General features: G+C 73.6%; 22 protein-coding genes. 15 read left to right on the top strand and 7 right to left on the bottom strand.

The genetic code is table 11. From position 1 onward, the window contains the following. Together ACWDXC_RS15815 and ACWDXC_RS15810 are read left to right on the top strand one after the other, a co-directional pair. The coding region (locus ACWDXC_RS15815; RefSeq protein WP_449982023.1) for a DNA-directed RNA polymerase subunit beta at positions 1 to 852 on the top strand (852 nt) is incomplete at its 5' end. Between the two features lie 63 nt (positions 853 to 915). Beyond that, positions 916 to 1,260, top strand: a complete 345-nt coding sequence (locus ACWDXC_RS15810; protein WP_375073093.1) for a VOC family protein — start codon at positions 916 to 918, stop codon at positions 1,258 to 1,260. 4 nt (positions 1,261 to 1,264) lie between these two features. On the opposite strand, the gene ACWDXC_RS15805 is transcribed toward ACWDXC_RS15810, so the two are convergent. From ACWDXC_RS15805 to ACWDXC_RS15795, 3 genes are read right to left on the bottom strand one after another with little or no spacing between them, the layout of a single operon-like run. Beyond that, the gene (locus tag ACWDXC_RS15805) at positions 1,265 to 1,879 is read right to left on the bottom strand and encodes a dihydrofolate reductase family protein (protein ID WP_449982021.1); all 615 of its coding nucleotides are present in this window, start codon (positions 1,877 to 1,879) and stop codon (positions 1,265 to 1,267) included. A 3-nt stretch (positions 1,880 to 1,882) separates the two neighbouring features. Continuing rightward, positions 1,883 to 2,176: a hypothetical protein gene (locus ACWDXC_RS15800; protein WP_449982019.1), complete on the bottom strand. Its 294-nt coding sequence runs from the start codon at positions 2,174 to 2,176 to the stop codon at positions 1,883 to 1,885. Continuing rightward, positions 2,173 to 2,775, bottom strand: coding sequence for a TetR/AcrR family transcriptional regulator (locus tag ACWDXC_RS15795; protein ID WP_449982017.1), 603 nt, complete (start codon positions 2,773 to 2,775; stop codon positions 2,173 to 2,175). The genes ACWDXC_RS15800 and ACWDXC_RS15795 overlap by 4 nt, the downstream gene beginning before the upstream one ends. A 157-nt stretch (positions 2,776 to 2,932) precedes the next feature. On the opposite strand from ACWDXC_RS15795, the gene ACWDXC_RS15790 reads away from it, so the two are divergent. The 5 genes from ACWDXC_RS15790 to ACWDXC_RS15770 all read left to right on the top strand — a co-directional run bounded on the left by ACWDXC_RS15790 (position 2,933) and on the right by ACWDXC_RS15770 (position 7,065). After that, the gene (locus ACWDXC_RS15790; RefSeq protein ID WP_449982015.1) at positions 2,933 to 3,823 is read left to right on the top strand and encodes an alpha/beta hydrolase family protein; all 891 of its coding nucleotides are present in this window, start codon (positions 2,933 to 2,935) and stop codon (positions 3,821 to 3,823) included. A gap of 35 nt (positions 3,824 to 3,858) precedes the next feature. Beyond that, positions 3,859 to 4,710 carry an LLM class flavin-dependent oxidoreductase gene (locus tag ACWDXC_RS15785; RefSeq protein WP_449982013.1) on the top strand — a complete coding sequence of 284 codons (852 nt, stop codon included), beginning with the start codon at positions 3,859 to 3,861 and terminating at the stop codon, positions 4,708 to 4,710. Positions 4,711 to 4,824: 114 nt separating this feature from the next. Then, a complete protein-coding gene (locus ACWDXC_RS15780; RefSeq protein ID WP_449982011.1) occupies positions 4,825 to 5,277 on the top strand; it encodes a cupin in 453 nt (150 codons plus the stop codon). 10 nt (positions 5,278 to 5,287) lie between these two features. After that, positions 5,288 to 6,079: an integrase gene (locus ACWDXC_RS15775; protein WP_449982009.1), complete on the top strand. Its 792-nt coding sequence runs from the start codon at positions 5,288 to 5,290 to the stop codon at positions 6,077 to 6,079. Between the two features lie 506 nt (positions 6,080 to 6,585). Continuing rightward, positions 6,586 to 7,065 (top strand): carboxymuconolactone decarboxylase family protein, encoded by a 480-nt coding sequence (locus ACWDXC_RS15770; protein WP_449982007.1) that lies wholly within the window; start codon positions 6,586 to 6,588, stop codon positions 7,063 to 7,065. A 4-nt stretch (positions 7,066 to 7,069) separates the two neighbouring features. Here ACWDXC_RS15770 and ACWDXC_RS15765 read toward each other — a convergent pair whose 3' ends face one another. Further along, positions 7,070 to 8,113, bottom strand: coding sequence for a PucR family transcriptional regulator (locus tag ACWDXC_RS15765; RefSeq protein ID WP_449982005.1), 1,044 nt, complete (start codon positions 8,111 to 8,113; stop codon positions 7,070 to 7,072). Positions 8,114 to 8,208: 95 nt separating this feature from the next. On the opposite strand from ACWDXC_RS15765, the gene ACWDXC_RS15760 reads away from it, so the two are divergent. Genes ACWDXC_RS15760 through ACWDXC_RS15750 form a run of 3 tightly spaced genes read left to right on the top strand, consistent with a single transcriptional unit; the run spans position 8,209 to position 12,660 of the window. Beyond that, the gene (locus ACWDXC_RS15760; RefSeq protein ID WP_449982003.1) at positions 8,209 to 9,105 is read left to right on the top strand and encodes an alpha/beta hydrolase; all 897 of its coding nucleotides are present in this window, start codon (positions 8,209 to 8,211) and stop codon (positions 9,103 to 9,105) included. Positions 9,106 to 9,136: 31 nt separating this feature from the next. Further along, on the top strand, positions 9,137 to 10,942 hold the full coding sequence (locus tag ACWDXC_RS15755) for an ABC transporter ATP-binding protein (protein WP_449982001.1): 1,806 nt from the start codon (positions 9,137 to 9,139) through the stop codon (positions 10,940 to 10,942). After that, entirely contained in the window at positions 10,939 to 12,660 is a 1,722-nt protein-coding gene (locus ACWDXC_RS15750) for an ABC transporter ATP-binding protein (RefSeq protein WP_449981999.1), read from the top strand. Before ACWDXC_RS15755 ends, ACWDXC_RS15750 begins: the two co-directional genes overlap by 4 nt. A 4-nt stretch (positions 12,661 to 12,664) precedes the next feature. On the opposite strand, the gene ACWDXC_RS15745 is transcribed toward ACWDXC_RS15750, so the two are convergent. After that, a complete protein-coding gene (locus ACWDXC_RS15745) occupies positions 12,665 to 13,246 on the bottom strand; it encodes a GrpB family protein (protein WP_364183846.1) in 582 nt (193 codons plus the stop codon). 92 nt (positions 13,247 to 13,338) lie between these two features. Between ACWDXC_RS15745 and ACWDXC_RS15740 the strand changes: the two genes are divergently transcribed. After that, entirely contained in the window at positions 13,339 to 13,977 is a 639-nt protein-coding gene (locus ACWDXC_RS15740) for a TetR/AcrR family transcriptional regulator (protein WP_449981997.1), read from the top strand. Positions 13,978 to 13,980: 3 nt separating this feature from the next. Further along, complete coding sequence (locus ACWDXC_RS15735) at positions 13,981 to 14,265, top strand: DUF6204 family protein (protein WP_219517702.1); 285 nt, start codon at positions 13,981 to 13,983, stop codon at positions 14,263 to 14,265. Positions 14,266 to 14,288: 23 nt separating this feature from the next. On the opposite strand, the gene ACWDXC_RS15730 is transcribed toward ACWDXC_RS15735, so the two are convergent. After that, on the bottom strand, positions 14,289 to 14,786 hold the full coding sequence (locus tag ACWDXC_RS15730) for an FBP domain-containing protein (RefSeq protein WP_219517703.1): 498 nt from the start codon (positions 14,784 to 14,786) through the stop codon (positions 14,289 to 14,291). 58 nt (positions 14,787 to 14,844) lie between these two features. Between ACWDXC_RS15730 and ACWDXC_RS15725 the strand changes: the two genes are divergently transcribed. The 3 genes from ACWDXC_RS15725 to ACWDXC_RS15715 all read left to right on the top strand — a co-directional run bounded on the left by ACWDXC_RS15725 (position 14,845) and on the right by ACWDXC_RS15715 (position 17,213). Beyond that, entirely contained in the window at positions 14,845 to 15,414 is a 570-nt protein-coding gene (locus tag ACWDXC_RS15725) for a WHG domain-containing protein (RefSeq protein ID WP_449981994.1), read from the top strand. 75 nt (positions 15,415 to 15,489) lie between these two features. Continuing rightward, on the top strand, positions 15,490 to 16,428 hold the full coding sequence (locus tag ACWDXC_RS15720; RefSeq protein ID WP_449981992.1) for an ATP-binding cassette domain-containing protein: 939 nt from the start codon (positions 15,490 to 15,492) through the stop codon (positions 16,426 to 16,428). Next, positions 16,425 to 17,213, top strand: a complete 789-nt coding sequence (locus tag ACWDXC_RS15715) for an ABC transporter permease (RefSeq protein WP_219517705.1) — start codon at positions 16,425 to 16,427, stop codon at positions 17,211 to 17,213. Before ACWDXC_RS15720 ends, ACWDXC_RS15715 begins: the two co-directional genes overlap by 4 nt. Here ACWDXC_RS15715 and ACWDXC_RS15710 read toward each other — a convergent pair. Continuing rightward, the gene (locus ACWDXC_RS15710) at positions 17,203 to 17,817 is read right to left on the bottom strand and encodes a PadR family transcriptional regulator (RefSeq protein WP_449981990.1); all 615 of its coding nucleotides are present in this window, start codon (positions 17,815 to 17,817) and stop codon (positions 17,203 to 17,205) included. The two genes, ACWDXC_RS15715 and ACWDXC_RS15710, sit on opposite strands and share 11 nt — an antisense overlap. Positions 17,818 to 17,841: the final 24 nt, after the last annotated feature.

The raw sequence follows: 17,841 nt of genomic DNA, 5'->3' as shown, positions 1-17,841 counted from the left end.
GGCGTCATCTCCAAGATCCTGCCGGTCGAGGACATGCCGTTCCTGGAGGACGGCACCCCGGTCGACATCATCCTCAACCCGCTGGGCGTGCCCGGACGGATGAACATCGGCCAGGTCCTGGAGACCCATCTCGGCTGGATCGCGGCCCAGGGCTGGGACATCTCCGGCATCGAGGACGCCTGGGCCGAGCGGCTGCGCGACAAGGGTCTCGAACGGGTCGAACCGCGGACCAAGATGGCGACACCGGTGTTCGACGGGGCCGGCGAGCGGGAGATCATCGGCCTGCTCGGCAGCACGATCGCCAACCGCGACGGCGACCGGCTGGTGGAGCGCAGCGGCAAGGCGCGGCTGTTCGACGGCCGCAGCGGCGAGCCGTTCCCCTATCCCATCGCCGTGGGCTACATCTACATCCTCAAACTGAACCACCTGGTCGACGACAAGATCCACGCACGTTCGACCGGCCCGTACTCCATGATCACCCAGCAGCCGCTCGGCGGTAAGGCCCAGTTCGGCGGCCAGCGCTTCGGTGAGATGGAGGTGTGGGCGCTGGAGGCGTACGGCGCCGCCTACGCCCTGCAGGAGCTCCTGACGATCAAGTCCGACGACGTCGCCGGCCGCGTGAAGGTCTACGAGGCCGTCGTCAAGGGCGAGAACATCCCCGAGCCCGGCATCCCCGAGTCCTTCAAGGTGCTGATGAAGGAGATGCAGTCGCTCTGCCTGAACGTCGAGGTGCTCTCCAGCGACGGCATGTCCATCGAGATGCGCGACGCCGACGAGGACGTCTTCCGCGCCGCGGAGGAGCTCGGCATCGACCTGTCCCGGCGCGAGCCGAGCAGTGTGGAGGAAGTCTGAGGCGATGAGTTTCCGGCGCGGGGCGGGTCTCACCCCGCGAACGGACGGAAGGAGCTGGTTCCCGTGGACCTGCACAGCGTGGTGTGCGTCAGCGACCTGGAGAGATCGCGGAAGTGGTTCGAGGCGTTCTTCGGGCGGCCCGCGGACGAGATCATCGGTGACGAGCTGCTGTGGCAGGTCGGCGAGAACGCGTGGGTCGTCCTCGACGACCGGCCGGTCCGGGCCTCACGGGTGGGCGGCACGATGATCACGTTCGGGGTGACCGACCTCGACGACATCCTGGCCCGGCTGGCCGCGCACGGCATCGGGCACGAGCCCGTGGAGACCTACGGCAACGGCGTGCGCCACGTGGAGATCATCGACCCGGACGGCAACAGCCTGTCGCTCGCCCAGGCGCCCGCCCCGTGACCCGTCAGCCGACCTCATAGGTCAGGTGCGTCGCCGTCGAGGTCACGGTGACGCTCCGCCTCACCAGCGGGCGCGGCGGCCCGCCGGCGAACAGCGGCGTCCCCGAGCCCAGCATCACGGGCGCGAGGTGCAGCGTCAGCACGTCGACCAGCCCGGCGGCGAGCGCCGAGCCGACCGTGGCGCCGCCGCCCATGAGGAAGACGTCGAGGTCCGCGCCGCCGGCCGCCGACGCCGCCTCGGCGCGCTCGCGGGCGGCGTCGACGGCGTCGGCCAGGCCGGTGGTGACGAACGTCCAGTCGAGCTCGTCGAGCCGCACTCGCTCCGGCGGCGAGCTCGTCACCACCACGAACGCCGGCTTGCCGACCTCGCCGGCGCCGTAGCCGGAGGTGTCGTCCCAGCCGTGCGGCCCGTCCACCACGTCGAAGAGCCGGCGGCCGAGCACGACGGCGCCCGAGCGGGCGGTCGTCTCGCGCAGGATTCGGCGGTCGTCGGGGTCGTCGGAGAACGCCCAGGTGTGCAGGGCCTCGCCGCCGTCACCCAGCCCGTTGTCGGGGCCGGGGCGCGGTCCGGTGACGAAGCCGTCGATGGAGACCGAGATGTCGGCGATGATGCGCGTCATGCCTCAACAGACTAGGCCGCCACCCGCTGTCAGGGGCGGCCCGTAAGGTGATCGGCCATGGGCGTTCTGGTCGACTACTTCACCACGGACTCCGAGCAGGTGGCCCGCCAGGCCCTGACCGGCGGGCCGGCGGGCCGGCGGGCCGGCGGGCGCGAGGCTGCCGTATGCCAGGAAACCGGTGAAGCGGAGGCCGGAGAGGTCCACGTTCGACAGCCGGGCCCGGTCGAAGATCACGCCGCGGGAGTCGCCGGGGAAGCGCTGGTCGCGCAGCTCTCCGCGGATGACCTGGTCGGTCATGATGGCCGGCCCGGGGGAAGGCGGAGGCCGGCGAGGAGGAGGGCGACCAGGCGGCGGGCGTCGTAGCGGGGGTCCTTGCCGGCGCCGATGCACAGGTTGCCGACGCCGCGCATCAGCTCCAGGGCCTCGATGTCGGCGCGGATCTCGCCGGCTCGGGCGGCGGCGGCGAGCAGGTCGGCGCAGACCGGGACGAGCCGGTCGAGGAAGTAGGCGTGCAGGGCCGCGAACGTGGTGTCGTCGGACTGCAGCGCCTCGGCGAGGCCGTGCTTGGTGACCAGGAAGTCGACGAACAGGTCGATCCAGCGGGTCAGCGCGGCGTGCGGGGAGTCGCTGCCGGCGAGCAGGGCGGGGCCCGCCTCGGCGCAGGCTTCGACCTGGTGGCGGTAGACGGCGACGATGAGCTCGGCCCGCGTGGGGAAGTGGCGGTAGATCGTGCCGACGCCCACCCCGGCCCGGGCCGCGATGTCGCGTACGGGCACGTCGACGCCGGAGGCGATGAACGCCTCGGCGGCCGCCTCCAGGAGCGTCTGCTCGTTGCGCCGGGCGTCGGCCCGTTTGCGGGGGGCTGTCGACTTCGATCCGTTGCCTGTGCCGGCCACTGCGCTGCTGCCTCCATCACCCATGTTGCTAAACGGAACGCTGATCCGTATATTCATAAGCGGAACGCCGATCCGCTTGGCTCATGATGCCAGATCAGGCGCTCTTTCGCCAGGCCACACCCGTGCCGGCGACCTTCAGCCTCCCCAGGAGAGACCCATGTCCCGACCCGTTCCCGTCCTCTCGCTGCGCCCCGTGCCGCTGCCCGCCCCGCATCGGGGCGACGACCTGCACGTACGGGTGTCGGCCCCGCTGACCGGCGGCGACCTGCCGGTGATCGTCTTCTCGCACGGCTTCGGCGAGTCGCTGGACGGCTACGCCCCGCTCGCCGACCACTGGGCGGCGCACGGCTTCGTCGTCGTCCAGCCCACTCACCTCGACTCGCGGAGGCTCGGCGTGACGCCGGACGACCCGCGCCACCCGGAGATCTGGCGCCTGCGTGTCGGGGACCTGCAGCTCGTCCTCGACCGGCTCGACGTCCTCGAAGCCGCCGTCCCCGGCCTGGCGGGCCGCCTCGACCACGGCCGCGTCGCCGTCGCCGGCCACTCCTGGGGCGCCCAGAGCGCCAGCATGCTGCTGGGCGCCCGGGTCCTCGACGCCGGCGGCGTCCCGGGCGAGGACCTGACCGACCCCAGGGTCAAGGCCGGGGTGCTGCTCGCCCTGCCGGGCACCGGCGGCGCCGACCTGACGCCGTTCGCCGCCGAGCACTTCCCGTTCATGAACCCGGACTTCACCGGGATGACCACGCCCGCCCTGGTGGTCGCGGGCGACAAGGACCAGTCGGCGCTGACCGTACGGGGACCGGAGTGGTTCACCGACGCCTACGCGCTGAGCCCGGCGCCCAAGAGCCTGCTCACCCTGCACGGGGCGGAGCACTCGCTGGGCGGGATCTCCGGCTACGCCGTCACCGAGACGACCGACGAGAACCCGGAACGGGTCGCCCTGATCCAGCGGCTCACCACGGCCTACCTGCGCGGCGCGCTGCACCCGGGCGACCCCGCCTGGCAGGCGGCGAGCGCGGGCCCGCTCGGCCGGATCACCTCCAAGTGACGGAAGCCCCCGCCGCCATGACCAGTTTCGGGATCATGACCGCGCCCATGCAGGTCGGCTACGACGACGTCCTGCGGGTCTGGCGGGAGGCCGACGCCGTCCCGGAGATCGAGCACGCGTGGCTGTTCGACCACCTCCTGCCGATCGGCGGCCCCCTGACCGGGCCCGCCTTCGAGGGCTGGACGCTGCTCGCGGCGCTCGCCGCGCAGACCCGGCGGCTGCGCGTGGGCGTGCTGGTGACCAGCAACCGCTTCCGGCCGCCCGCGATGCTGGCCAAGATCGCCGCGACGGTCGACGTCGTCTCGGGCGGGCGGCTCGACTTCGGCCTCGGCGCGGGCTCGCGTCCCTCCCACCCGCTGGCCCGGCGCGAGTACGAGGCGCACGGCCTGCCGTTCCACGACTTCGCCCACTCGATGGAGAGCCTCGCCGAGGCGTGCGCCGTCATCCGGCGGCTGTGGACCGAACCGGAGCCGTTCGACTTCGACGGCCGCCACGTCCGGCTCACGGGGGCCTTCTGCAACCCCAAGCCGGTCCAGCGGCCCGGCCCGCCGATCGTGCTCGGCGGGCGCTCGTCCGCGCTGCTGCGCGTGGCCGCCGAGCACGCCGACGTGTGGAACATTCCGGGCGGCGACCTCGGCGACGCCGTCCGGCGCGGCGCGCTGCTGGACCGCTACTGCGCCGAGCTGGGCCGCGACCCCGCCTCGATCACCCGCTCGATCCACCTGCCGGTCTCCTACGACCGGCCCGGGGAGACCCGGGAGGCGATCGGCGCGGCGGTCGCCGCCGGGTTCGGGCACGTCGTGCTGGGGCTGCCCGCCCCGTACCCGGACGGCGTCGCGCGGTGGGTCGCCGACGAGCTCGTCACCGCGACGACCGGCCGCGTCTAACCGGCAAGTAGCCGACAAGGGCAGGGATCGCGTCGCCGAACGGCGCGCGTTCCCGGCGAGATGCCCGACGGATGGCGGATGTCCCGGCGGGCGGCGGCGGTGAGGATGGGCCGCATGGACCCCGACTCGCCGCCGCCCCGCCCGGACGGGCGGCAAGCACGCTCCGGCCCGACGATCACCCCGATCGACCTGTACGCCTCCGCCGTCCACCTCGGACAGGGTGGTGAGATCCACGCCGGCGATCCGGACGCGGACCCCGGCCGGGACTGGTGGCGCCTCACCGCCACCTACGCCAGGTCCGGCGACGACCGGCTCGGCCGCTGGACCGTCCACCCCGAGGCCGAGACCGTCGTCTCCTGCCTCATCGGGAAGATCCGCCTGTACGTGCGCCCGGAACGGCCGGGGGAGAGCGAGGAGGTGGTCAGGCTGGTGGCCGGCACGGCCGCCATCGTCCCGCGCGGGCGGCGGCACCGCGTCGAGCCCGACATCCCCAGCGACGTCCTGACCGTCACGCTCCCGCATGGCAGTCTGTGGGAGAACCAGGCCGGACCGGTCGCGAAGGGGTGACGAGCGCGGCATGCGGGTGACGATGGCGACCGACCCCCACGCGGGCCGGGCGAACGAGGACTTCACCGGCGCCGTCCCGGCCGCGGCGGTGCTGGTCGACGGCGCGGGCATCCCCGGCGCCGGATCGCTCTGCCGCCACGGCGTCGCCTGGTACGCCGCCCGGCTGGGCGGCGGCCTGCTCACCCTGCTCCGGCACGCGCCGGGGCGCGGCCTGGCGGACCTGCTCGGCGAGGCCATCGAGCAGGTGACCGGCGAGCACCGCGACACCTGCGACGTCACCTCCCCGATCAGCCCGTCGGCGGCCGTGGCCGTCCTGCGCCTGACCGGCGGCCGGGCCGAGCACCTGGTGCTCGGTGACGCGACCGTCGTGCTCGACCGCGCCGGCAGCGCGCCGCTCGTCGTCACCGACCGGCGCGAGGTGGTCATCAGCAGCCGGTACGAGACCGCGCTGCGTGACGTTCCCCAGGGAAGCGACGAACACCGGCGCATCCTGGGCGACCTGCGCGCCCACCGCAACCGGCCGGGCGGCTTCTGGGTGGCCAAGGACGACCCCCGGGCGGCGGCCGAGGCGGTCACCGGCTCCTGCCCGGTCGCCGGACTGACCGGCGCGGCGCTGCTCAGCAACGGCGCGAGCCGCATCGTGGACCGCTTCGCCCTCACCGGCTGGCCGGAGGTCATGGCCGCCCTCGCGTCGGACGGCCCCGGCGCGATCATCGGCCGCGTCCGGCAGGCCGAGGCACGCCACGCCGTGGCGGCCGACGACGCGACCATCGCCTACTGCACCGGCCTGGACGCTCCCTGACCGCCACCCGTGCACGAAAACCTGGGGGGGAAGCTTCGGCCCACAGTCGCAGACGGCTGGGAGCAGGCTCCCACAGCCCGACCCTTCTTGGTGCTGAGGAAACCCGGCGGAAGGGCAGGGAGGCTGGGAAGCATGATCGCCAAGACCTTGGGGCCGGCCCTCGCCGCGGCCCTGCTGCCCCGCCCCCTCCGACCGGCCTGCATGAGTGCGCGACCGCGACCACACGCTGCGACGGCAGCATCGAGGTCCCCCTCGACAAGGTCAGCGGCCGGATCGCCTTCACCCCGGACGGCCACGCCACCGCCACCCTCACGGCCGAGACCGTCGGACGCGCGCACGAGGTGACGCTGTCCTGGACGGCGTTCTCCACACGGCAATCCGTGTCCGGCACCTTCGACGGCGCCCCCTTCGCGTAGGGCCCACACCGGTCACGCCCGACCGGACCTCACATCCCGCGCCGCCGTCCCGTCGGGTGAGAGACAGCCTGGAACGGCAAGGAGACTCACATGGAAGCCAGATTCGACTACCTCGGCAACCCGGTCGGGGCGAAGTTCGCCAAGTACATCGTCTCGGCGGGCAAGGCCGCGCTCGAGTCGTCGCTGCCCGCCACGACGCAGGAGCTGGTCAAGATCCGCGTCAGCCAGATCAACGGCTGCGCGTTCTGCGTCGACATGCACACCAAGGAGGCGACGGCCGCGGGGGAGAGCCCGGTGCGGCTCCACCTCGTGGCGGCCTGGCGGGAGGCGACGGTGTTCACCGACGCCGAGCGCGCCGCGCTGGAGCTGGCCGAGCAGGGCACCCGCATCGCCGACGGGGCCGGCGGGGTCGGCGACGACGTCTGGGCGAACGCCGCCAAGCACTACGACGAGGACCAGCTCGCGGCCCTGGTGTCGCTGATCGCCCTGATGAACGCCTTCAACCGGATGAACGTGATCGTCCAGCAGCCCGCCGGCGACTACCAGCCGGGCCAGTTCGGTCACGCCTAGCCCGTCAGGCGTCGAGCAGCCGCCAGGCGGTGAGGGCGAGGCTGGCCCTGGTCAGCCCGGTCGGCTCGGTGAGGTCGATGCCCAAAGTCCGGCCGAGCTGCTCGATGCGGCGGGCGACGCTGCTGTGGTGCAGGTGCAGCAGGTCGGCGGCGCGGCGCAGGGAGCCGGTGGCGCAGTAGGCGTCCAGCGTCTCCAGGTCCTCCGGGGTCTCGGCCACGCGGATGATCGCGCTCACGTCGGCGTTGCCGCGGGCCGAGTCCCGGGAGATCTCGGCCAGCAGCGCCAGCGCGCCCAGGTCGTCGTGGTGGACGACGGGCCGGCGCGGCGTGGTGAAGCGCAGGGCGGTGCGGGCCTGCTGCCAGGACCGGTCGAGGCTCTCGGCGGCGCCGATGCCCGCGCGCACGCCCTCGGGGACCCGGGCCGGGTTGACGGTGGTGGCCAGGATGACGCCCACGTCGGCCAGCGGCGCGGCCTTGACCGGGCGGGCCGGGCAGATCGCGCCGCCGACCTTGTCCAGCGGGAGGTGTGAGCGCACGGCGAGCACGTGCACGGGCTGCCCGGCGGCGAACCCCAGCAGGCGCAGCGCCCTGGCCCTGGCGGCCTCGTCGCTGTCGGGGCTGATCGCCAGCTCGACGAGCGCCGGGTCGGCCATCGTGGTGCGGGCCGGGCCGTACCTCTCGACGACGGCCATGACCGCGATGCCGAGCCGGTCGAGCAGCAGGTCGTCGAGCGAGCCCGGCAGGCCGGGCGGGCCGGGACGCTCCAGCCACACCGCGCCGATCTCCTCCTCGTCGAGGACGAGCGGCGAGGTGGTGGACGCGGGGGCGGGCGGGCCGGACGCCGGCCTGCCGTCGGGGCCGAAGCGGATCACCCGGCCCGTGTCGTGCAGCCGGATGCCGACCACGCACTCGGCCAGGCCGGCCGAGGCGCGGGCGAGCGCGGGGAGATCCACCCGGCGGCGCATCAGCGTGTCGTAGAACATGACGACCCGGATCGCCCCTCCGGCTTCCGCGTCGAGCTGCGACAGTCGTACGGCCAGTGCCTCCATGCCCCAAGCGTATGCGCCGATCGGCGGGCGATTCGGAGGAGATGCCCGACAGATGGCGGATGAGGGCAGGGGTCACCGGCTGTGAGGATGACGGCATGGATCCGGAACTTGAAGCGTTCATCCCGTTGATTCCCGACGCTGACCTGACCGACCCGGTCGCCGAGCGGGAGAACCTGGCCGCGCTGGCCGCGTCGGTGCCGCCGCCGGACACCTCGGAGATGGAGATCGAGGACCTCGCAGTGCCCGCCGATCCTGACGTGCCGGTGCGGATCTACCGTCCTCGCCATGCCGAGGGCGCCGTCCTCTGGATGCACGGCGGCGGCTGGGTCATGGGCAGCGTGGACACCGAGCATCCGTGGGCGGCACGGCTCGCGGACGCCTCCGGCGCGGTGGTGATCTCGGTGGGCTACCGGCTGGCGCCGGAGAATCCGTTCCCGGCGGCGCTGGACGACGTGTACGCGGTGCTGAAGTGGACGGCCGAGCACGCGGCCGAGCTGGGCGTCGACCCGGACCGGATCGCGGTCGGCGGGCACAGCGCCGGCGGCGGGCTCGCGGCCGGGGTGGCGCTGCGCTCGCGTGACGAGCAGGGGCCGCCGATCCGGTTCCAGCTTCTCAACCAGCCGGGGCTCGACGACCGGCAGCAGACGTGGTCGCAGCGCAACTTCACCGACACGCCCTGGATGAACCGCGACAAGGTCGCCATCGCGTGGCGGCACTACCTGGGCTCGGCCCCCGCCACCCCGTACGCGGCCCCGGCCCGGGCGGACGACCTGTCCGGGCTGCCGCCGGCCTACATCGCCAGCGCCGAGCTGTGCCCGAACCGCGACGAGAACATCGAGTACGCCTCGCGCCTGCTCCAGGCGGGCGTCTCGGTCGAGCTGCACCAGTGGTCGGGCACCTTCCACGGATCCCAGGCGATCGTGTCGGCCGAGGTGTCGCAGCGGCAGATCACCGAGCTGGGCGACGCGCTGCGCCGCGCGCTGGCCGGCTGACCCGCTGGAAGCGTACGAGGACGGGAGAAAGATGACGATCACCGGTCTCGCCCGGGAGAGCGAGCGGCCGGAGCCGCTGCTGCGCCCGCACGCGGGGAGCTTCGCCGCCGTCGTCCTGTTGCAGGTCGTCGGCGCCCTCGCGGGGCTGGCGCCGCTGCTGGCGGTCGCCGAGCTGGGCCGGGTCCTGCTGTCGCCGGGCCCGGTCGACAGCGGTCACGTGTGGTTCGTGGTGTTCGCGGGGGCGGCCGGCCTGTTGGTGCGGCTGCTGTTCACGGCCGCCTCGTCCGGGCTCGGGCACGTCCTGGACGGCCGGGTGCAGCTCACGCTGCGCCGCAGGCTGGCCGAGCGGCTGGGCCGGGTGCCGATCGGCTGGTTCTCCCGCCGCCGCACCGGCGAGCTGGCGAAGGTCGTGGGCGAGGACGTGGCCGCCGTGCACCCGTTCATCGCGCACGCCCCGGGCGAGCTGGTCTCCGCGTTCGTGGTGCCGCTGGTGTCGCTGGTCTACCTGTTCACCGTCGACTGGCGGCTGACGCTGATCACGCTGATCCCGGTGGTGCTGGCGATAGCGCTGGTGCCGCTGCTGATGCTGCCCGCGCGCACGCGCGAGCAGGAGGAGTACGACGCGGCGATGGGCCGGATCGCGAACTCCGTCGTGGAGTTCGTGCAGGGGATCGCGGTGGTCAAGGCGTTCGGCGGGGCCGAGCGCGCGCACCGCAGGTTCCTGACGGCCGCCGACGACTTCGTCGCCACCTTCAACCGGTGGGTACGCGGCATGTCCGCGGTCGCCGCCGGGATGCAGGTGGCGCTGTCTCCGCCGTTCGTGCTGCTGGTCGTGCTGACCGGCGGCGCGGCGCTGATCGCGTCCGGGAGCATGGCGCCGGCGGATCTGCTGCCGTTCCTGCTGCTCGGGCTGGGGCTGACCGCGCCTGTCGCGGCGCTCGGCCACGGCTTCGACGACCTCCAGGCCGCCGGGCGGGCGGTCGCCAGGATCAGGGACGTGCTCGGCGTGCCGCCCCTGCCGGAGCCCGCCCGCCCGGTCGTGCCGCAGGGGCACCGGGTGGAGCTGCGGGACGTGCGGTTCGGGTACGAGGACGGGCGGGAGGTGCTGCGCGGTGTTGACCTGGTGCTGGAGCCCGGCACGGTCACCGCGGTCGTCGGGCCGTCGGGCAGCGGGAAGTCCACGCTGGTGCGGCTGCTGCCGCGCTTCTTCGATCCGGCGCACGGGTCGGTGCTGCTCGGAGGGGCCGATCTGCGCGACATCGGCAGCGGGGAGCTCTACCGGCGGGTCTCGTTCGTCTTCCAGGACGTCCGCCTGCTGCGCGCCTCGGTCGCGGACAACATCGCGCTGGCGGTGCCGCAGGCCGCGCACGAGGACGTGGTCCGCGCCGCCCGGCTGGCCGGCATCCACGAGCGCGTCCTGGAGCTGCCGCGCGGCTATGACACGGTGCTCGGCGAGGAGGCCGAGCTGTCGGGCGGCGAGGCGCAGCGGATCTCGATCGCCCGCGCGCTGCTGGCCGACGCGCCCGTGCTGGTGCTCGACGAGGCGACCGCCTTCGCCGACCCGCAGACCGAGCAGGCGGTGCGCCGGGCCCTGGCCGGGACGGCGGGCGGGCGCACGGTGCTGGTCATCGCCCACCGGCTGGAGACCGTCGCCGACGCCGACACCGTCGTGATGCTGGAGGACGGCGTGATCGTCGAGCGGGGCAGCCCGGCCGAGCTGCTGGCGAGCGGCGGCAGGTTCGCCGCGTTCTGGCAGGCCAACCGCACGAACCCGCACCTCGCCGGACCCGATCTCGTCGGACCCGGCCTCATCGGACAAGGAGACGAGCCCGCATGATCCGCATGCTGCTGCGCGTGCTGGGACCCGAGTACGCGCGGGCGATGCGCCGCACGGTCGCCCTGATGACGATCACCGCGGTGGTCGAGGGGCTGTCCTACGCGCTGCTGGTGCCGGTGCTGGCGGCCCTGCTCGGCGGCTCGCCCTCGGACGCCTGGCCGTGGCTGGCCGCGTTCGGCGCCGCGGTCGCGGCCTACGCCGGGCTGCGCTACACCAGCGACCTGGCCGGCATGCGCGTCGGGACGACGATGCTGCGCGGCATGTACCACCGGCTGGGCGAGCACCTGGCCAGGCTGCCGATCGGCTGGTACGGCGCGGGCCGCGTCGGCGAGGTGTCGGTCCTGGCCAGCCGGGGCCTGCTGCAGGCGATGGGGGTGTCGGCGCACCTGCTGGCGCCGTTCGTCTCGGCCCTGGTGACGCCGGTGACGATCGTGGTGGTGATCCTGGCGTTCAACTGGCAGCTCGGGCTGGCGGCGCTGGCCGCGGCCCCGGTCGTGGCGGCCATCCAGGCGTGGACGGCGCGTTCGACCGCCGCCGCCGACGCCGACCGGCACGAGCGCGACAAGGAGGCCGCCGGCCGCGTCATCGAGTACCTCCAGGCCCAGCCGGTGCTGCGGACCGGCGGCCGGACCGGCGAGCGCTTCGAGGCGCTCGACGCCGCGCTGCGCGAGGTGCAGGGGGCCTCGCGGCGCACCGTGCTGGCGACGCTGCCCGGCGCGGTCGGGCTGACTCTGACCGTGCAGGCGATCTTCACGGCGGTGCTGGTCCTCGGCGCGTACCTGGCGCTGGGCGGGGGTGTCGGCGCGGCCGAGGTCCTGACGATCCTGGTGCTGGCCGCGCGCTGCGCCGACCCGTTGCTGTCGCTGTCGGACATCGGCGGCAAGCTGCGCGGCGCGCGGGCCGAGCTGGTCAGGCTCGACGCGGTGCTGCGTACGGAGCCGCTGCCGGAGCCCGCCGAGCCGGTGCTGCCCGAACGCCACGACCTGGAGTTCGACGCCGTCACCTTCCGGCACGGCGGCCGTACGGTGATCGACGGCCTGTCGCTGAAGGTGCCGCAGGGGCAGCGGCTCGCGGTCGTGGGCCCGTCGGGGGCGGGCAAGAGCACGCTGCTTCAGCTTCTCGCCCGGTTCCACGACGTGGACGCGGGCGCGGTGCGCCTGGGCGGCGTGGACGTGCGCGAGGTCAGCACGGAGGCGCTGATGGCGCGGATCGCCATCGTCTTCCAGGACGTCTACCTCTTCGACGGCACGATCGAGGAGAACGTCCGGCTCGGCCGTCCCGGCGCGAGCGAGGCCGAGGTGCGGGCGGCGGCGACGGCGGCGCGGCTGGACGAGGTGATCGAGCGGCTGCCCGGCGGCTGGGCGGCGCACGTCGGCGAGGGCGGCGCGCTGCTGTCGGGGGGCGAGCGCCAGCGGGTGTCGATCGCGCGGGCGCTGCTCAAGGACGCGCCCGTGGTGCTGCTGGACGAGGTGACCTCCGCGCTGGACCCGGTGAACGAGGCGGCCGTGCACGAGGGGATCGAGCGCCTGATGGCGGGCCGGACGGTGGTGATGGTGGCGCACCGGATGCGGACCGTCCAGCGCGCCGACCGGGTCGCCTTCCTGGACGGCGGCCGCATCGTGGAGGAGGGCGGCCACGACGAGCTGCTGGGCCGGGGCGGCCGGTACGCGGCCTTCTGGGAGATCGCCGCCGCCCTGCCCGGTCCGGCGCGGGGCTAGCCGGTCACAGGCCCGCGCGGGCGATGATCGCCTCCACGACCTCGCTCTTGGCGTCGGCGTAGTTCTGCACGTACTTCCAGGTGCGCCGGGCGAGGTCGCGCTTGGTGCGGGCGTACAGGTCGCGGTCGTCGTCGTGCTCGCGCAGCCAGTCGCGGAAGCCGAGCATGCGGCGCGTCTCGGGGCAGTCGTCGGGCAGCACGTGCAGGTTGACCGGCATCTCGCCCTCGTGCAGCTTCAGCACGCGGTGCTCGAACCAGTCGGGCTCGCGGATCGTCAGCACGTAGCCGATCGACTCCAGCGGCGGGACGTACGCGGCCTCGTCCGCCGGGTCGGCCACGATCAGCAGCAGGTCGAGGATGGGCTTGGCGGGCAGGCCGGGCACCGAGGTGGAGCCGACGTGCTCCAGCAGCAGGACGGCGTCGCCGAGCGCGGCGCGGATCGCCGCGGCGGTCCGCTCGTAGCGGGCCGGCCAGGCGGGGTCGGGGTCGTCCAGCTGGATCGTCGCGTTGTGCAGGGCCGGGGTCGTGACGTGGGCGCGGGCGATGTCCTCGTCGGACTGCGCCCCCTCGGGCGGAAGATCGTTCACGGGCGTCCATTCTTCCGCACCCCGGCCTGGATCCGATCCCGGAGAAAAATGGAGTGCACTCCAAGTTTGGCGTTCGGTTAAACTTCCTCGGCATGACCGAAGGGTTGCGGGAGCGCAAGAAGCGGCAGACGCGGCAGCGGATCTCCGAGGTGGCGATCGGCCTGTTCGTGGCGCGCGGCTTCGACCACGTGACGGTGGCCGACGTCGCGGCGGCGGCCGAGGTGTCGGTCAACACCGTCTACAACTACTTCCCGGTCAAAGAGGACCTGGTGCTGCCGCCCGACCAGGCGTCGCCGCGGCGGCTGGCCGACATCGTGCGCGAGCGGCCCCCGGGCACGGGCGCGGCCGGGGCGATTCTCGGCCGCCTGCGCCAGGAGGTGCGCGACCGTGACCGCAAGCTGGGCCTGACGGGCGGGTTCGGGCGCGTCTTCGAGATGATGCGGGCCGCGCCGACGCTCACCGCGCGGCTGGAGGACCTCGGCCGCCGGATGACCGACGAGCTGGCCGCCACGCTGGCCGAGGAGACCGGCGCCGCGCCGGGCGACCCGCTGCCGCGTGTGGTGGCCTGGCAGCTCGGGTCGTTCCACGCGATGGTCTTCGCCGAGATCGGCCGGCGCACGGCCGGGGGAGAGGGCCCCGACGCGATCGCCGGGGCGGTGCTGGAGCTGCTGGACGCGATCGAGGACGTGCTCGGCGAGCGCGTCCTCGGTTACGCCGTGAGAAAGGACTGATCCATGTTCCGGGTGACGATCTCCGGGAAGTTCGGCGAGCTGGACGAGGCCGGCCGGGCCGCCGTGCTGGGGGCGGCCGACCTCGCCTTCACCGAGGCGGGCACGTTCAGCCATGACGCCGGGCTGACGGCGTTCACGTTCCGCTGCCAGGTGCCCGCCGGGCCGGACGACGGCGAGCCGGAGGCGGTCGCGGCCGCCGTGGCCGCCCTCGACGCGTACGCGGTGCCGTACCGGGTGCTGCGGGTGGCCGCGACCGACATGCGCGACATCAAGGTGCGCCGCCGCTGAGGCGTCCGGCCGGCTCCCGGGGCTCAGGCGGTCACCTTCTCGATGAAGGCCGCCAGGTTGCCGCGGGTGCGGGCGATCTTCTCGGTGACGGTCAGCGTCTCGTCGAAGTCGCCGCCCACCGCCTGCTTCCTGCCCCGCGTGTAGAGGGAGCAGGCGAGGTCGCCGCAGAGATACTGGCCGACCGTGTTGCCCAGGCGCCCGGCCTCGCCGGTGCGGCGGGCGGTCATCAGCGCCACGTTGCCACCGGCGAGGGTGGTCAGGCAGAGCGAGCACATGCTGCGGGAGGTGAAGCCGCGCCCGGTGGCGGGGGTGGCCCGCAGCGCGATGCCGACGAGGCCGCCATCGTCGCGTTCGGCGACCAGATAGCCGCGGTCGGGGGCGCCGGGATCTCGCCAGCCGAGGAAGTCGAGGTCGTCCCACGGCTGTTCGGCCAGGTCGCGGGGGATGCCGAGGCGCTGGGCCTCGCCCTTGGAGCAGTTGACGAACGACCTGCGGATGTCGCGTTCGGTGATGGGTTTCATGGCTTCCAGGCTAATATAATTAGGCAAATCGTTAATTTGCTTAGTTGATGGAGGACGCATGGCCCGCGCGATCATCACCGCCGAACGGCTCGCCCTGGCGGCGGCGGAGGTGGCCGACGAGATCGGCTTCGAGCACGTGACCGGGTCGGCGGTCGCGCGCAGGCTGGGCGTCAAGGAGCCAAGCCTGTACGCGCACATCGCCAACGCCCGCGAGCTGAAGGTGCGGGTGGCGCTGCTGGCGCTGGAGGAGCTGGCCGCGCGGGCCGCCGGCGCGCTCGCCGGGCGGGCGGGCAGGGACGCGCTGGTGGCGTTCGCCGACGCCTACCGCCGTTACGCCAGGGAGCATCCGGGCCGCTACGCCGCCGCCCGGTTCGAGCTCGACCCCGAGACCGCGGCGCGCAGCGCGGGGCCCCGGCACTCGGAGATGATCCGGGCGCTGCTGCGCGGCTACGACCTGCCGGAGCCGGACCAGACCGACGCGGTGCGCTTCCTGGGCGGGGCGATCCACGGCTATGTGAGCCTGGAGCTGGCGAGCGGCTTCCGGCACACGCCGAGGGACGCCGACGCCTCCTGGGCCTGGGCGCTGGACACGCTCGACCTCGCGCTGAGGTGCCGGTCCATCGGCTAATCAAGTTTGACTAATGAAGGAGGCCGCGGCTACGCTCCGTCCGATTAGTCAAACTTGACTAGCGAAGGAGGGGACGTGCCTGCGATCGTCGCGGAAGGGCTGCGGAAGACGTACGGCGAGAAGAAGGCCCTCGACGGACTGACCATGACCGTGCCGAGCGGCACCGTGCACGGGGTGCTCGGCCCCAACGGGGCCGGCAAGACCACGTTCGTCCGCACGCTGGCCACGCTGCTGCGCGTGGAGGAGGGCAGGGCGCGCGTCGCCGGGATCGACGTGGCCGAGCGCCCGGCCGAGGTGCGGCGGCGGATCGGGCTGCTCGGGCAGAGCGCGGCGGTGGACGAGGACCTGTCCGGGCGGCAGAACCTCGAGCTGTTCGGCCGCCTTTACCACCTGGGGGCGCGCCGGGCGGCGGCGCGGGCGGCCGAGCTGCTGGAGCGGTTCGGGCTGGCCGACACCGGCCGCAAACCCGTCCAGGCCTACAGCGGCGGCATGCGGCGCCGCCTGGACCTGGCGGCCTCGCTCATCGTCGAGCCGAGCGTGCTGTTCCTGGACGAGCCGACCACCGGCCTCGACCCGCGCGGCAGGACCGAGGTGTGGAACGCGGTCCGCTCACTGGTCGGCGGCGGCACCACCGTGCTGCTGACCACCCAGTACCTGGAGGAGGCCGACCAGCTCGCCGACCGGATCTCGGTCATCGACCACGGCCGGGTGATCGCCGACGGCACCGCCGACGAGCTCAAGGCCAAGGTCGGCGGCGACCGCGTCGACGTGGTCGTGCACGACGCCGCCCTGCTGCCGGCCGTCGCCGGTGTCCTGGCCGGGGTGCCCGGCGCGGGCGCGGCCGAGCTCGACGAGGACCGGCGCAGGGCCAGCGCGCCGGTCGCCGACCGGATGGCGGCCCTCAGCCACCTGGTACGGGCCCTGCACGAGGCCGGCATCGAGGCCGAGGACCTGGCGGTGCGCCGCCCCACGCTGGACGAGGTGTTCATGCATCTGACGGGAGAGCGCTCATGAGCCTGCGCTGGTGGCTGATCGACTCCTGGACCATGACGCGGCGCGAGCTGGCCCGCTGGGCGCGCCACCCGTGGGGGGCGGTGATCTCGCTGACCTTCCCGGTGATGATGCTGGTGATGTTCGCCTTCTTCATCGGCGGCGGCATGCAGGTCGCGGGCGGCGGCGACTACAAGGAGTTCCTGGTCCCGGGCATGCTGGTGCTCACCATGGCCTTCGGGCTCGAGAGCACGATGACCGCGATCGCCCAGGACCTCGGCAAGGGCGTCCTCGACCGCTTCCGGTCGATGCCCATGGCGCCGTCGGCGGTGCTGGTCGGCCGGGGCGTCGCCGACATGCTCGAGTCGATCGCCGGTCTGGCCGTCATGATCGGCGCCGGCCTGGCCATCGGCTGGCGCTGGCACGGCACGCCCTCCCAGGCGGTCGCCGCGATCGGGCTGCTGCTCCTGCTGCGGTTCGCGATGCTGTGGTGCGGCATCTGGCTCGGGCTGATCGTCGGCAGGCCGGACCTGGTCATGGCCGTGCAGATCCTGGTGTGGCCGGTCGCGTTCAGCTCCAGCGCGTTCGCCTCGCCGGAGACCATGCCCGGCTGGCTCGGCACCATCGCCGACTGGAACCCGATGACGGCCAGCGCCACCGCGGTGCGCGACCTGTTCGGCAACCCGGGCGTGGCCGGCACCTCGTGGGCCGCCGAGAACGCCCACCTGCTGGCCGTGCTGTGGCCGCTCGTCCTGCTGGCGATCGCCTGCCCGATGGCGGCGGCCCGCTTCCGCGGCCTCAGCAGGTGACCTCGCCGGGGCCCTCCTGCGAGAGGGTCCCGGCGAACGGGTCGCCCTCCTCCCCGGCGAAGGCGTACGCGCCGCCCTCGACGCGGGCGATCAGGTCACCGGTCCAGCGCACGCCGTCGTCGGCGGCGGTCACCCACAGGTGCATGATCTCGCCGATGTGCCCGTGCTGGCCGGGGCCGTCCTCGGGCGTGTAGTGGGCGGTGACGGAGCCGCGCCACTCCTCCAGGGCGGCGATCCGCTGCCGCAGCAGCGCGACGACCTCCTCCCGGGGCAGGTCGACCATGAACCCGACCCCGGCGGCCAGCAGGTCGTTCTCACCGGGCGTGGTCAGCGACCGGCGCAGCAGCGAGAAGTATTCGGCGGCGCCCTTCTCGGTCACCTCGTACTCGGTGCGGGGCGGCCCGCCGGCGGTGCTCGGCGCCGTCTCGTACGCGTGCAGCAGCCCCTGCTTGGCCATCTGCTTGAGCGCGTGGTAGATGGAGCCCGGTTTCGTGTGGGCCCACCGGTCTGCGCCCCAGAACTCCAGGTCGTTGCGCACCTGATAGCCGTGGGCGCGCCCGCGCAGCCGCACCGCGCCCAGCACCAGCAGCCGGATCGCCGACATCGCCGAACCCTCCTCTAATCAACT

The sequence above is a fragment of the Nonomuraea sp. NPDC003214 genome (genome assembly GCF_053590035.1).
This window is presented reverse-complemented; position numbering and strand designations above follow the sequence as displayed.